Here is a 14,057-nt window from a genome sequence, read left to right on the forward strand (position 1 = left end):
GAAAGCGGGAGGGGAAGATGAACGGCCCGCTCGGCTTCGGCCTGTCGATCGAGCCGCAACTCTGGGCGCTGATCTTCGTGATGGTGCGCGTTGGCGCGGCGTTCATCGCGGCTCCCGTGTTCAGCGCGGTCTCGATCCCGGTCACGGTGCGCGTCACGCTGTCGGGCGCGATCGGCGTGCTGGTGCTATCGGTGCATCCGGTGGTGCCGCCCGCACAGATCTTTTCGCTCACCACCTTCCTGGCGGTCGCAGCGGAAGCGCTGGTCGGCTTTGCCATGGGCTTCATCCTGCAAATCGCATTCGCCGCGCCGATGATCGCGAGCGAAGTGATTGGCACCTCGATGGGCATCGGCTTCGCGTCCGCGATCGATCCGCAGAACGGCCGCTCGACCCCGGCGCTCGGCCAGTTTTTCTCGATGATGCTGACCCTGCTGTTCCTCAGCGTCAACGGCCACCTCATCCTCGTCGAGATGATCGTGAAGAGCTATGACGCACTGCCGCCGGGGGCCGCCTGGCTTAAACCAGCGCAGCTTGAGAATATCGCGTTTTTCGGCGGCTACACCTTCCTTGCGGGATTGCTGCTGGCGCTGCCGGTCGGCTTCCTGCTGCTGTGCCTCAATCTCGTCGTCGGCATGATCTCGCGCTCTGCCCCGTCGCTCAACCTGTTCGCGGTCGGCTTGCCCGCCAGCCTCGCGGTCGGCGTGGTTGCGCTCGCCTTGGGCTTTCCCGCGATGGGGGATTATCTGCTCGTCATCATCAACGAAGGTCTCGCCGCCACGCAAAGCCTGGTGCTCGGCTGATGGCAGACGAATATGGTGAAAAGACAGAAGCCCCAACCGCCAAGCGCAAACGCGATGCGGCGGAACAGGGCGACATCCTCAAATCGCGCGAGTTTGCAACCGCGCTGGTGATCCTCGCCGGGTGCGGCTGGCTGGCGATGATGGGGCCTTCGCTGGTCGGTGCGTGCAAGGAGATCATGACGTCGAGTTTTTCGTTCGACCAGCGCGATATCGAGGATTTCTCCCCTTTCCGCCCGCTCCTGCAAAGCGGCTGGAAGCTGGCACCGGCAATCGGCTCACTGCTGGCGGTAACGCTGGCGGCGGCGATCCTTGGCCAGGCCGGGCTTGGCCACCTTGGTTTCAATGGCAAATTGCTCGCACCCAAGGCGTCGCGGATCAACCCCGCCTCAGGCCTGCAGCGCATCTTCGGACCGCAAGGGTGGATCGAGCTCGGCAAGTCGCTGCTCAAGGTGGCGCTGCTCGGCAGCATTGGCTGGTATATGCTGCAACAGGCGTCGCACATGACGATCGGCCTTGCCTCGACCAATATCGGCACGGCCGTCGCTGCGCTCGGCGGCACCTTCATGGGGATTTTGTTCGCGATGGCGGGCGGGCTCGTGATCATCGCGGGCATCGACGTGCCGCTGCAATTGATCCAGCTGCTGCGCAAATTGCGCATGTCGAAACAGGCGATCCGCGACGAGCATAAGGAAACCGAAGGCTCGCCCGAGGCCAAGGGCGCGATGCGTCAGCGTCAACGCGAGATGGCCAAGCGCAACATGCGCGCGGCGGTGAGCGAAGCGCATGTCATCCTGACCAACCCGACGCATTTTGCGGTCGCGCTGCGCTATAATCGCGAGTCCGACCAGGTGCCCGTCGTCGTTGCCAAAGGCCGCGGCGTGATCGCGCTCGCGATCCGCGAATTGGGGGCGGAAGCGCAGGTGCCCGTGCTCGAATATCCCTCGCTGGCGCGCGCCGTCTATTACACCAGCCGCGAAGGACAAGAGGTGCGCGACGACCTGTATGTCGCGCTGGCGACGATCCTTGCCTTCGTGTTCGGGCTCAACACCGCGGCGGGCGGTACGCCGCCGCCGGTGCTGGTGCCGCCGAGCGCGCGCTTCGACGAAAATGGCGTGAAGGAATCCTAAACATGACCGCCCGCCCGTCGTTCTTACACATGAGTTTGGGAGCAAGACCACAGCCATGGTGACCACCACCGCAACCCAGTCGATCCTCACTTCGCTCGGGGCCGGATCCGGCGTCGACACGGCATCGTTGGTCGCCTCCCTCGTGCAAGCGCAGTTCGCTGCCAAGAACGCGTCGCTGACCAAGCAGGAAGATGCGCTCACCGCGCAAATCTCCTCGGTCGCCAAAGTACAAAGCGGCATCACCAGCTTTGCCGCCGGGCTCAAAACGCTGGTACAGGGCGGCACCTTGGTGACACAGCCTACGAGTTCGAACACCAGCGTGCTCACCGCGACTGCGCTTCCGGGTGCGAAATTGTCGGGTCTCGCCGCCTCGGTCGAAGTGACTCGCCTCGCCACCGCCCAGGTGGCCACCAGCGCAACGTCCTTCTCCAGCCGGGATGCCACCGTCGGCACCGGCAATCTGACGTTGACCCTCGGCACAGCGACCGTCGACAGCGGCGCGTTGACGGGCTTTACTGCGGGAACCGCCAAACCGGTGACCATCGCCATCGACAGTGCGCACCAGACGCTTTCGGGAATTGCATCGGCAATCAACGCCGCGTCTGCCGGGGTGACCGCGAGCATCGTCACCGATGCCAATGGCACTGCGCGCTTGACGCTGAAAGGCGCGACCGGCACCAATCAGGCGTTCACCCTCTCCAGCGACACGCCGGCACTGTCCGCACTCAACGTCGGCGTCGGCGAGAGCGCGACCACGATCGGCAGCGCGGCTGGTAATGCCCAGCTGAAACTCGACGGCGTCAGCATCGAACGCTCGAGCAACACAGTGTCCGATCTGGTTGAGGGGGTGAAGCTCGAACTTACCGGCACTGCGGTCGGCAAGCCGGTGACCTTGGGCAACACCAAACCGACTGCGGCACTATCGCAGGCAGTGACGGATTTCGTCGATACCTACAATCAGCTGCAGGCGGTGCTCAAGACCGAGACCGATTCCACCACGGGTGCGCTGCGCAACGACAATAATGCGACCAGCCTGGCGCGCGCGCTGCGCGCATTGCCGCTGACCACGCTGACGACGGGCGCGGCGGCAGGCGACCCAATCAACCTTGCCTCGATCGGCGTATCGACCAATCGCGACGGCACGCTGAGCGTCGATTCGACCAAGCTGAACGCTGCGCTGACCAATACCCCGGATGCGGTGGAAGCGCTGTTTGCCAATGGCACGGGCGCAACCGGCGGCGGCATCGCCGCGGCGCTGGATGCGATCTCGACCGCAGCAGTCGACCAGAAAGTGACCATCAACGGCAATGTCGAACATATCGGTCTGGTCGGCAGCACCGCGCTTTATACCGCTGCCAAGACCAAGGTGACCGACGCCGAAGCCAAAGTCGCCACCGACACCACGGCCTATCAGGAACGCCTGACCAAGCAATATGCCGCGTCCGACGCGCTGGTGGCCAAATACAAGGCATCGCAAACCGCGCTGACGAACCAAATCGCGCAGTGGAACAAAACCGGGTGAGCACCGCCTACGCAACCGCCTTCGGCCGCAACCCGGAGGCGACGTATCGTCAGATCGAACTCGCCGGACAGACCGCCGAGGCCGATGGGCCAGCGCTTGTCCAGTTATTGTATGACGAGGCGATCCGCGCCTTGCGCGGGGCCGCGTGGGCTGCGGAGAACGGCAATTATGCGATGAAGAGCGAAAAGGTGACGCGTGCCACCGCGATCCTGTTCGCGCTGGAGGCGGGGCTCGATTTCGACGCCGGTGGCACCGTCGCCCCCGCTTTGGCCAACCTCTATGCCGGAGCGCGGCAAACCGTGGTCAATGCAAGCATCGGCAGCGATCCGGCTCCGTTTCGCGAGGTCGCAGCGACGCTCGACGAGATCGGCCAGGCCTGGCGTACCGTGCGCGCCGCATGACCAGCCCCCTGTCGCAACGGAATGGCACCCGCATAACGCCGCCGCAATCGCGCACCGACGCTACCCCGCCGATCGAGTCCCCTGCTTCGACACCGTGCGCAACACCGCCCGCGACCGGCACGATCCTGGCGATCGACGATAGCCGCACCAGCCTCAGCGTGCTCGGCCAGAGGCTCGGTCAGCTCGACTATCGCACCGCGCTCAGCGACAACGGATCAGAAGGGCTCGACCTGATTGCGGCGCGCGGGTTCGATCTGGTCCTGCTCGACATGGTGATGCCGGGCATGTCCGGCCTTCAGGTTCTGCACGAGATCCGCAGCAATGCCGATACGGCGGACTTGCCGGTTATCATGATGACCGGTCACCGTGACCCCGCCGCCGCGATCGACGGACTCGCGGCCGGTGCCGACGACCATGTCGCCAAGCCTCTCGACTTCGATGTCCTTGCCGCACGGATTGCCCGCGTGCTTGCTCGCGCCCGACGAATCACCGAGCTCAAGCGCGCCAATGCAGCGCTCGATGCCCGCGTTGCGACGCGTGCGGTCGAACTGGGCGAAACCAGGGCCACGCTCGCCGCGACGCAGGCCGAGCGCAAGCGCCTGGCTGCGTCGGTCAAGGCCCTGAACGACCGGATCCAATGGCTCAGCCGAACCAGCGTTTCGCGCTGAAATACCCGATGATCCCGATCGTGATCGCAATGCAAATCCCGCCGATCGCGTCGAACGCCCACGGCTCCTTGGCATAAGGCAACCCCTCGACATTCATGCCGTACAACCCGGTCAGGAAGGTCAGCGGGAGGAAGATCAGCGCCACGATCGAGATCAGCAGCGCGCGGGAATCGATCTGCTCGGCGCGCAGATCGGTCAGAGATTCATGCATGAGTGCCGAGCGTTCGCGGATCGCTTCCAGTTCCTCGGCCATACGCGCCGCGCGGTCGGCCGCGGAACCGAGATGCAGCCGGTCATCATCATGCAGCCAATCGCACGGCAGGGCAGCAAGCTTTTCCAGCGCGGCGCGCTGCGGCTGCAGGAAGCGCCGATAGCCGATCGCAGCCACCCGCACCTTGGTTACGCCACGGCGCAGTTCGAACACCTTGTCCGCGTCGAGATCGGCTTCGCAATCATCGAGACGGTCGCCGAGATCGGCAACTTCGGGATCGAGTTCTTCGGTAATCGCCACCGCGAATTCGGCGATCAGGTCGCCTGGGTCGCGGATATGGCCGCCCTCGATCAGCTTCACGACATCGTCGATCGCGGTCACCGCACGCCGGGTGACCGAAATCACCCGCCCCGCGACCGCCCAGATCCGCAGCGACGCGAGCGGATCCGAGGTGGTCATCGCTTCGTTCGAGCGCCCGCGCAGATTGAGGAACGCGCCATCGCCCACCGCATCGCAGCGCGGGCGCGATTCGGACGTGGTCAGCGCATCGACGATATAATCGGGGGCTTTGGCGGTGTCGGTCAGCCACGCCTGCGCATCTTCGTTGTTCGAGGTGAGATGCACCCAGACCAGGTCGCCGGTCGCCGCGATGGCCTGGCCGATGTCGATCCGCGCCGCCTTGCCGTCGGCAACGCAATAGGCAAAACCGCTCATAGTTTCTCCAGCCAAACCGAAAGCCCCGGCTCGCGCGCAACGGGCGGACCTGCGCAGAGGATCCGCACCGCATCCGCACGCGCGCGGTCCAGAACGGCAGAGGGAGCGGATGCCGCCGCATAAATCCGGTCGGCCAAAGCGAGCGCGCGCGCCTGGGCAAGCGTGAGATCGTCGGGATCGTCCGAGACCAGACGGATATGGACGAATTGGTCGCGCTGCGCGATCGGCGACAGCAGCCATGGCTCGACCGCCTCCGGCCCCGCCGCCAATGAATCGAGCGCTCCGCCTTGCGCAAAGGCCGCGCCCAGCGCGCGCCGCCGCGCCTCCAGCGACGGGAAAGCGAGCCGGATCGTGGCCCGCCAGCGGTACAGCGCGGTCGCGAGGGGCCCGAGCGTTTGCGGCAGCAGCGTCTCCAGCCTTTGCCGCACCGCCGCCGCCAGCCCGGCCGAGGCACCGCCGGTGCCAATCGCGACGATCACGGGGTTGCGATCGATGATCGCGGGCAGCGTGAAGTCGCAATCATCGGGCCGATCGACGGCGTTGACCAGCACGCCGCGGGCCTTCAGCCGCGCGATCACCGCTTGCGCCTGCGCAGGTTCCTCCAGCGCGACGATGGCCAGCGCAGCGCTCGCGTCCTCGCCAACGATTTCGGCCCCGGCGCGCTCCAGCAAACGACGCTTGGCATCTGCCGCTTCGCCGGTTCCCACAAGAATAACCGGCCGCCCGGCCAGCCGCACGAACAGCGGCAGACTGTGCAGGCGGGCGTCGTCAGTCACCCGGCGTGAGCCATTCCGGAATGCGTTCGGCGGCGAGGATCGTCTCGGGCAGGATGCGGTCGGCAACTACCGCAAACCGGTCCCCATCGACCAGCACTTCGGGCACCAATGCGCGGCTGTTATAGGTCGACGCCATCGTAGCGCCATAAGCGCCGGCCGTGCGGAAAATGGCGAGGTCGCCGCTCTTCACGGCATCGATGTCGCGGCCCATCGCGAAGGTGTCGCCGCTTTCGCACACCGGCCCTGCAATGTTCGCGATCATGCGTTCGCCGGTTGGATGGACCGCCTTGAAATCATGCCAGGCGTCGTACATCGCCGGGCGCATGAGGTCGTTCATCGCTGCGTCGACAATGACATAAGGATTGATCGCGCCGGGCTTGACCCAGATGACCTTGGTCAGCAGCACACCCGCATTGCCCGCAATCACGCGACCCGGCTCGAACATGAGCCGCACGCCCCAGTCCTTGGTCGCGCGGGCGACCATCGCGCCGTACTCAGCCGGGCTCGGCAAGACATCGCCGTCGCGATACGGCACGCCCAGCCCACCGCCCAGATCGACGCGTTCGATCGGGAAGCCAAGCCCGCGCAAGTGCGCGACCAGTTCCCCAACGCGCCGATAAGCCGCCTCCAGCGGCGCGAGATCGCTCAACTGGCTGCCGATGTGGATCGCGACGCCGCGCAGCGCGAGGCCGGGCAAGCCCGCCAATCGCCCGAAAATCGCCGGAGCCTGGTCGATCGGCACGCCGAACTTGTTCTCGCGCTTGCCGGTCGAAATCTTGGCGTGGGTGCCGGCATCGACATCGGGATTCACGCGCAGCGTCGCATTGGCGACCAGCCCGCGCGCCGCCGCCAGCCCGGCCAGCACGACGCCTTCTTCTTCCAGCTCGAGGTTGAACTGGCCGAGCCCAGCCTCCAGCGCGGTGGTCAATTCAGTGACGGTCTTGCCGACGCCCGAAAACACCACGTCGCTGGCCGGAATCCCCGCCGCCAGCGCGCGCGCGAGCTCGCCACCCGACACGACGTCAGCACCATAGCCCGCATCCGCCATCACGCGCAGCACCGCGAGATTGGGATTGGCCTTGATCGCATAAGCGAGGTGGACATCCCCCGCCCCGGCCAGCCCTTCGCGGAACACGCGTGCGTGCCGCTTCAGCGTCGCGGTCGAATAGACATAGACCGGCGTGCCGACCGCCTCGGCGATCACCGACAATGGCACGCCTTCGCAGTGCATCGCGCCATCGACGAGCGAAAAATGATCCATAAATTCAGCCTAAATCAATTGGGGGGCGGCAAATCGAAATCGTCGCCGCGCCGCTGCTGCGAGTTCTTGAGCACTTCGTCGCTGCGCTCGGGGCGGGCCTGGTTGCTCGGTTTTATCAAATCGGCAGGCGTCGGCGTGGCGGTCGCCCCATAAGGCGCGACCGGCAATGGTTGGCCCTTGGGCGGCTTCAAGGTGGTCGCCGAACCACAACCTGCGAGCAGCGCGATCGACCCGAGGACCATCAAACCCGGCACCCGCGTGAGTGTCATGACCGTTTCCCTTCGCGGGCCGCCGCAATCGCCGCCCGCACGCGCGACGGCGCGGTGCCGCCAAAGCTCGTGCGGCTGGCAACCGACGCATCGACCGACAACACGCCATAGACGCGATCGTCGATCCGCGCATCGATGGCTTGCAAATCCCCAAGTGGCAGCGCGTCGAGCTTCACCCCCAGCGCTTCCGCGCGCGCCACCGCCTGGCCGGTGATGTGATGCGCCTCGCGGAACGGCACGCCCGCCTCACGCACCAGCCAGTCGGCCAAATCGGTGGCGGTGGCGAAACCGGCCTCGGCAAGCCCGCGCATCCGATCGGTACGGAAGGTCGCGCTTTCGACCATGCCCGTCATCGCAGCGATCGACAGGCCGAGCAGATCATGCGCCTCGAACACCGGCGGCTTATCGTCCTGCATGTCCTTGGAATAGGCCAGCGGCAGGCCCTTCATCGTCACCATCAGCGCCGTCATGCAGCCGAGGATGCGCCCGGCATGGCCGCGCACCAGTTCGGCGGCATCGGGGTTGCGCTTCTGCGGCATGATCGAGCTGCCGGTCGACCATTGGTCCGACAGAGCGACGAAGCCGAACGGCTGCGACGCCCACAGCACGAATTCCTCGGCCAGCCGCGACAGATGCAGCGAACATTGCGTCGCAGATGTCAGATAATCGATCGCGAAATCGCGGTCGGACACGCCATCGAGCGAGTTGCGCGTCGGCCCGTCAAACCCGAGCGCCGCCGCCGTCATCTCGCGGTCGATCGGGAAGCCGGTTCCGGCAAGCGCCGCCGATCCCAGCGGCGACAGGTTCATCCGCGCCCGCGCATCGGCAAAGCGGCTGCGATCGCGCGCGATCATTTCATAATAGGCCATCAGATGGTGGCCGAGCGTCACCGGCTGCGCGCTCTGAAGATGCGTGAAGCCCGGCATCACGCTGTCGGCATGCTGCTCAGCCCGCGCGAGCAAGGCCTCCTGAAACGCCCCCAACGCCGCATCGACCTCATCGATCGCGTCGCGCACCCACAGTTTGAAATCGGTCGCGACCTGGTCGTTGCGCGAGCGCGCGGTGTGCAGCCGCCCGGCAACCGGGCCGATCGCCTCGGCCAGGCGCGACTCGCTTTGCATATGGATGTCTTCGAGCACCATGTCCTCGGCCACGCCATGCTCGGCATAATGCGCGGCAACGGTGTCGAGGCCAACCGAGATCGTGGCGGCATCCTCGGCCGAAACGATGCCGGTCGCGCCCAACATCGCGACATGCGCCTTGGACCCGGCGATGTCCTGCCGCCACAAACGCTTGTCGAATGGGATCGAGGCATTTATCGCCCGCATGACAGCGGTCGGCCCTTCGGCAAAACGACCGCCCCACATCGCATTGGATGCGCCCGATATGTCTTTACGCTCGGTGATGGTCCCGGTCCTGCTGCTCGGAGTGCTTGGGGGGTGCGATAAGCAAGTCTCGTCCAACGGGCAAGACGCGCTCGCGCCCACCGCCAATTCCGCGCAGGCCACCGCAGAACCGGCTGAGACGCACGCGATCGACCGCAGCCACAAGGGCGAAGCCGCCCCCGCGGTCACGTTCGAAGACCCCGATGGCAAGCCGATGACGCTGGCGGCGTTCAAGGGCAAGCCAGTGCTGGTCAATCTCTGGGCGACCTGGTGCGGCCCGTGCGTCAAGGAAATGCCGACGCTCGATGCAGCGGCAGCAACCATCACCGTCGCCACGATCAGCCAGGACAAGGACCGCCCGACCGTCGCCGGTTTCTTCGCCAAGCACAGCTTCGCACGGCTGAAGCCCTATCTCGACAAGGATGTCGGCTTCAGCATCACCTATAATGCCAGCCTGCCGATGAGCATCCTGTTCGATTCGACCGGTCACGAAGTTTGGCGCAGCACCGGCGGCATGGACTGGACGAGCGCCACCGCCAAGGCCGCGCTCGCCAAGGCCAAATAACGCGCGCCGCTCAGATACAGCGCGAATCGCGTTCCGGCGGGGCGGCGGTGCGCGTTTTCCAAACGCCGTCGGGGCCTTTATATTTCTCGCCTGGCGCGGTCTTCAGGATCAAATTGCACCCGCTGGTAAAGGCGAACTGCTCGACCGTGGCACCCGACGCCGCGCTTTGCTGGGTATACGCCGCCTTGCGCTGGATGTTGATGTTGTTGACCAGCGCGCGCACCGCCGGGCTCGCGCTGCCGACCACGCCGAGATAGCCATCGGGCTGCTCGCCCACTTCGCCCGCCGCGCGCGCCGCCTGATAGGCCGGATCACGCTGGGCAACGGCCGCAGACGCACCGCCGACCAGCAGGAGCGTCGCGATCGATATCTTGAGCCTGTTCATCAGAAAATCCCCGGTTGCGACTGAATCAAATTCTTGGCCTGGCCATCAAGACGATAGACCACTTCCTGCGTCACGCTGATGTTGAGATTGATGACGATCGGTTTGTCGGGCGCGGTCACATTAACGCATGCCGTCTGGGCAAGACAGAGCGCGCACAGGCCCAGGATCGTCAGTCTCTTCATTACACTGTTGCTCGGCCGGTCCTTCATCATCGTCAATGCTGTTTCGGTCATGGCACGGTCCTGCTGTCGGAGGGCTGAATGGGGGTGGCGGGCGTCGGCGGCACCGCGCGTTTATTTTGTTCTTCCAGCAGGGTCGGCAAATTGCGTTCGACCAGCCGCTTGGGATCATAGAAATTCTGCACCGAATCGGCGAGCTGGCGGAACGGTGCGGAAATCCTGAGGTTGAACACGATCGGCAGCTTCTGCAGCCGGTCGAACAGGAAATTGCGCTTGGCGCCCGCGCCTTGCGCAATCCCGGCGAAACGCACTTGCGTGATCACCTCGCCCGCCAGCGGACCGTTCATGACGATGTCGAGATTGCGATAGCGCAGCGATTTCAGCGACTGGAACGCGAAATTCCCCCAAAAGCCGAGGTCTTTCTGCGTCACTTCGCCGACATAGGCGATCGTGCCGCCGCCGGGGTGCACCACCAGATTGCCGTTTTCGATCCGCCCGCCGCGCGCATCGAACACCATCGGCAGCGCGCCGTCGAAAATGCCCGTCGCGTTCAAATTCTTGAAGTCGAATTGCTGGAGAAACTGGTCGGCCTGCACGCCCGTCACGCGGAAGGTCAAATGGCGTTCCTGCGCCTCGTCGAAATCGAGGAGGGTCGGTTCGAGCGACAGGCGACCGCCGGCAAAGGGCCATACGCCCTGCTCGACCCGCACCCGCGCGCCCGGCAGCAACTGATAGCGAACCACGCCGTCATTGACCGCAACGCCCGGGTTAAGGCTCTTGATCGTCGCGACCTGCCCAGGCGCGCTCTCGAGATTGAGCAGATCGGTAAAGCGGATTTCCCCGGCAATGCCGCTCGCCGGGCCAAAAGCGGCGGCCAGATTGATGCCCCCGGTGCGGAACACGCCGTCGCTCGTCACGGCTTGCGGTGTCCAGCGAATATGCCCCTCTCCGCTGGTCGCACCCACGACATTGGCGATGACGCCAAAGGTCAGCGGGGTGAGGTGATCGGGCTGGAAATGCTCGTCGAAGCTGATGCCCGGGACGATCAGATCGGCGCGGCCCGTTCCTGTGCCGAGATCGTGCGCGATGGTGACATCGGCCACTTTCACGCCCTGCTTCGGTTCGAACAGCGTGCCAGTGGCGACAATGTGGTTGTCGGCCAGCGTCACGGCCGCGCCGCGCACCGCCATAGGGTGGAACCGCGGACTGGCGGCACTGTCCGCCACCGCGAGTCCTCCCGCCAGCGACAGCTTGCCCTCGGCAAAGCGCCAATTGCCATTGGCGGCCGACAGGAGCAGCGGGACGCTGCCGATTTGTCCCGCTGCTCCGTCAAAGCTGCCCTGCGGGCGATTGGCGGCAAACGCCCCGGCCAATCGCGCCACATCGAGCCGGGTGATCCGCTCTGCCGTCCCGACCCGCACACCAAGCCCCGCCAGCACGAAGCGACGGTCTTCCAAACTCCACTGCGCCTGCCGCACCACCAGTTCCAGCGGCGACGCGCCCAGTGTCCCGGCCAGTCGGATCGGCCCGATCCCGCCACCGCCGCGCAACGCCCCGCGCTCCAGCCGCGCCAGCCCGCCATCGCGGGGGCACAGCGTCATCGAAGACCGCCGCAAATCGATGCCCGAAAGGCGTAGTCGCGCGAACCCGAGCGGGGCACATGTGGCATTGACGGTCAAGCGGGAGCCCCCGTCCCACGTCGCCACGATCGGCAAGCGCAGCGATTCGACCCGACCGTCGCCAAGCGGCCCCGACACATCGATCCTGGTCGTGACCTGGGTCGCGCCATCGTTGCGCGCGGTGAAGGCGACAGGGGCCAACACAAGCCGCGATGTCCCGACGGCATAGGGTTTGATGATCGCTTGACCGATCAACGGGCTGCCCGCAGCATCCTGCATGACCCGAACCCGTGCCTCCGGCAAGCCGCCGCCTGCCATCTCGGCGGCACCCGCGATCCGCCATCCGCTGCGGGCCCCGCCATAGGTGATGTCAGCAGCGCCCGAGGCACGAAGGTTCACGCCCGACGCAGTCGCGAGCGCCAGTCGCGACATCCGTACCCGCCCCTGGGCACCGCCGATCGTGGCGGTTATGCGGGCATCAACACTCACGGAACGCGCCGCCGACCGTGTCGCCATCACCACCTGCGTGGCCATCGGCCCGAGCGGCGTTCCCGCGCTCGCGCTTTGCCACGAATCGAGCTGCGTCAGCCGGGCGGGAGAGAGTTGCGCTGCCACCGCCCGCGCGTCGCCATCGAACGTGAAACCACCATTCGCGTACCGATAGGCTCCGGTCAGCGCGGCCTGGCGTCCGGCAACGCCGCTGGCGGCGAAAGGGCCCGAATGCAGGTCGACAGCACCCGACAGATCCTTCCCCGATCCAGCGAAGGACACTGGCCCCATGATCGTGCGCGCGCCCACACCGCTCCGCGCGACAGCCGCGATACCAAGCTGTGCCTTTCCCTTCCATCGGTCGAGCTGCCGGTTCAGCACCACGTCTAGGTCGACGGCTGCTCCCGTCGCTTGCACGCCCGCACAGTCAGCGCGTGCGGCGCGGACGGGGCCGCTCACGCTTGGCCGTGCTGCCAGCACCTGTATCGCCACATCGGCGGAAACGTCGTCCAGCCGACACCCGCCAACCACGAGCCGCGCCGAGGTCGCGCGCAACCTCCCCGAAAAGCCATCGTCCAGCGCCCCGGATCCCGTCGTCGCCAATGCGAGCGCACCATAAGGCGTCGTCAGCGCGATACGCGCGTCGGCAATGTCGACTCTGATGCGCGGCAGCGCGAATGCCGTACCCGCGGCTTGGGGCTGCAGTCGGTCGATGGCACCGAACGAGACCTTTCCGTCGGCCAGTCGCCCGCGCATGGCGAGATGACCGATACGGACCGCCGTAACGCCGACCCCCGAAAACCCCAGTCTGGTATCCACTTCCAGCCAGTCGGCGCGCAAATCGGGATTGGCCGGATCACCGAGGACGACATTGGTCAGGCGCTGTGTGCGCAGGCCAATTTTCTCGATCTGGTAGCGCGCGGGAACCCCGCGAGCGCGAAGCGTATCGGCAATGAAATGCTCGGCGAGCGGTTTGCGCGCCAGCCACAGCCCAAGCAAAACTGCCCCCAACGCCAAGCCGAGCGCGCCCAGAACATAGCGCCAGCGCAGCCACCGGGCGAGACGGTCACCTCCTGCTGCCGATACGCTTCCGTTCACCCGACCTCCCATAACCCGGCCATGCAACGTGCGGGCGTACCCCCCATCAACCCAGCGCGCGCGAGATCGTTGCGCGCCAGTGGGTCGGAAAAGGAAGGAGATGGCTGGATGCCCCGTGAGGATTCGAACCTCAATAGGCGGTATCAGAAACCGCAGTCTTACCATTAGACGACGGGGCAACGCCGGGGTCGCGCTCTACGGGCGAGCGCCGCGCATGTCAACCGATGGCAGAGGCGCAGCGGGGTCGCTTGCCGGTCGACCGACCATCCGCTAGGATCGCGCCCAAGCACCGAACGGCGCGCGACCCGCGCGCCGCGACGGCAGAACAGAATAAGCGAGTCACACGGCATGGGGGATCGATCGCCCGATATGCCGTACCGGCAGGTAAAGCCTGCCCGTTCGGCGCCGACCAACGGCAAACCAAGAGGCGGCACCGCACTCGTTACACGCGGGCGAGATCCACGCCACTTCGCCGCACTTGACCTTGGCACCAACAATTGCCGCCTGCTGATCGCGCGACCACAAGGCGATGGATTTGCCGTAATCGACGCTTTTTCGCGGATCGTGCGGCTGGGCGAAGGCCTGGCA

Annotated in this window: 14 protein-coding genes, 1 tRNA gene and 1 pseudogene; 7 read left to right on the top strand and 9 right to left on the bottom strand. The window is 65.8% G+C overall.

Features of this window, described 5'->3' with window-relative positions:
* Window positions 1–17: 17 nt before the first annotated feature.
* Genes fliR through EJC47_RS18570 form a run of 5 tightly spaced genes read left to right on the top strand, consistent with a single transcriptional unit; the run spans window position 18 to window position 4,518 of the window.
* Window positions 18–800 (top strand): flagellar biosynthetic protein FliR, encoded by a 783-nt coding sequence (gene fliR, locus EJC47_RS18550; protein ID WP_126849253.1) that lies wholly within the window; start codon window positions 18–20, stop codon window positions 798–800.
* The gene (locus tag EJC47_RS18555; protein WP_033965695.1) at window positions 800–1,927 is read left to right on the top strand and encodes an EscU/YscU/HrcU family type III secretion system export apparatus switch protein; all 1,128 of its coding nucleotides are present in this window, start codon (window positions 800–802) and stop codon (window positions 1,925–1,927) included. Before fliR ends, EJC47_RS18555 begins: the two co-directional genes overlap by 1 nt.
* A gap of 55 nt (window positions 1,928–1,982) precedes the next feature.
* Complete coding sequence (gene fliD / locus EJC47_RS18560; protein ID WP_126849254.1) at window positions 1,983–3,449, top strand: flagellar filament capping protein FliD; 1,467 nt, start codon at window positions 1,983–1,985, stop codon at window positions 3,447–3,449.
* A complete protein-coding gene (locus EJC47_RS18565; protein WP_033965696.1) occupies window positions 3,446–3,850 on the top strand; it encodes a flagellar export chaperone FliS in 405 nt (134 codons plus the stop codon). Before fliD ends, EJC47_RS18565 begins: the two co-directional genes overlap by 4 nt.
* Window positions 3,847–4,518, top strand: coding sequence for a response regulator (locus tag EJC47_RS18570; protein WP_231565200.1), 672 nt, complete (start codon window positions 3,847–3,849; stop codon window positions 4,516–4,518). The genes EJC47_RS18565 and EJC47_RS18570 overlap by 4 nt, the downstream gene beginning before the upstream one ends.
* Here EJC47_RS18570 and EJC47_RS18575 read toward each other — a convergent pair.
* From EJC47_RS18575 to argH, 5 genes are read right to left on the bottom strand one after another with little or no spacing between them, the layout of a single operon-like run.
* A complete protein-coding gene (locus tag EJC47_RS18575; protein ID WP_126849255.1) occupies window positions 4,493–5,443 on the bottom strand; it encodes a zinc transporter ZntB in 951 nt (316 codons plus the stop codon). The genes EJC47_RS18570 and EJC47_RS18575 overlap by 26 nt on opposite strands.
* Window positions 5,440–6,219: a precorrin-2 dehydrogenase/sirohydrochlorin ferrochelatase family protein gene (locus EJC47_RS18580; RefSeq protein WP_260591662.1), complete on the bottom strand. Its 780-nt coding sequence runs from the start codon at window positions 6,217–6,219 to the stop codon at window positions 5,440–5,442. The genes EJC47_RS18575 and EJC47_RS18580 overlap by 4 nt, the downstream gene beginning before the upstream one ends.
* Window positions 6,212–7,480 carry a diaminopimelate decarboxylase gene (gene lysA, locus EJC47_RS18585; RefSeq protein WP_126849256.1) on the bottom strand — a complete coding sequence of 423 codons (1,269 nt, stop codon included), beginning with the start codon at window positions 7,478–7,480 and terminating at the stop codon, window positions 6,212–6,214. The genes EJC47_RS18580 and lysA overlap by 8 nt, the downstream gene beginning before the upstream one ends.
* A 14-nt stretch (window positions 7,481–7,494) precedes the next feature.
* Window positions 7,495–7,749: a hypothetical protein gene (locus EJC47_RS18590; RefSeq protein WP_126849257.1), complete on the bottom strand. Its 255-nt coding sequence runs from the start codon at window positions 7,747–7,749 to the stop codon at window positions 7,495–7,497.
* Window positions 7,746–9,116, bottom strand: coding sequence for an argininosuccinate lyase (gene argH / locus EJC47_RS18595; RefSeq protein ID WP_126849258.1), 1,371 nt, complete (start codon window positions 9,114–9,116; stop codon window positions 7,746–7,748). The genes EJC47_RS18590 and argH overlap by 4 nt, the downstream gene beginning before the upstream one ends.
* Window positions 9,117–9,135: 19 nt before the next feature.
* Here argH and EJC47_RS18600 point away from each other — a divergent pair, with 19 nt between their 5' ends.
* Complete coding sequence (locus EJC47_RS18600) at window positions 9,136–9,699, top strand: TlpA family protein disulfide reductase (protein ID WP_126849259.1); 564 nt, start codon at window positions 9,136–9,138, stop codon at window positions 9,697–9,699.
* A 10-nt stretch (window positions 9,700–9,709) separates the two neighbouring features.
* Here EJC47_RS18600 and EJC47_RS18605 read toward each other — a convergent pair whose 3' ends face one another.
* From EJC47_RS18605 to EJC47_RS18620, 4 genes are all read right to left on the bottom strand, one after another.
* Window positions 9,710–10,084: a YdbL family protein gene (locus tag EJC47_RS18605; protein WP_033964668.1), complete on the bottom strand. Its 375-nt coding sequence runs from the start codon at window positions 10,082–10,084 to the stop codon at window positions 9,710–9,712.
* Entirely contained in the window at window positions 10,084–10,317 is a 234-nt protein-coding gene (locus EJC47_RS18610) for a YnbE family lipoprotein (RefSeq protein ID WP_052192311.1), read from the bottom strand. The genes EJC47_RS18605 and EJC47_RS18610 overlap by 1 nt, the downstream gene beginning before the upstream one ends.
* A complete protein-coding gene (locus EJC47_RS18615) occupies window positions 10,314–13,469 on the bottom strand; it encodes a YdbH domain-containing protein (protein ID WP_260591663.1) in 3,156 nt (1,051 codons plus the stop codon). The genes EJC47_RS18610 and EJC47_RS18615 overlap by 4 nt, the downstream gene beginning before the upstream one ends.
* Before the next feature lie 105 nt (window positions 13,470–13,574).
* Window positions 13,575–13,648, bottom strand: a tRNA-Gln gene (locus EJC47_RS18620).
* A gap of 190 nt (window positions 13,649–13,838) precedes the next feature.
* Between EJC47_RS18620 and EJC47_RS21450 the strand changes: the two are divergent.
* Window positions 13,839–14,057: pseudogene (locus EJC47_RS21450) on the top strand (Ppx/GppA family phosphatase); the annotation flags it as partial.

It is taken from the genome of Sphingomonas sp. TF3 (assembly GCF_003985085.1).
GTDB lineage: Bacteria > Pseudomonadota > Alphaproteobacteria > Sphingomonadales > Sphingomonadaceae > Sphingomonas.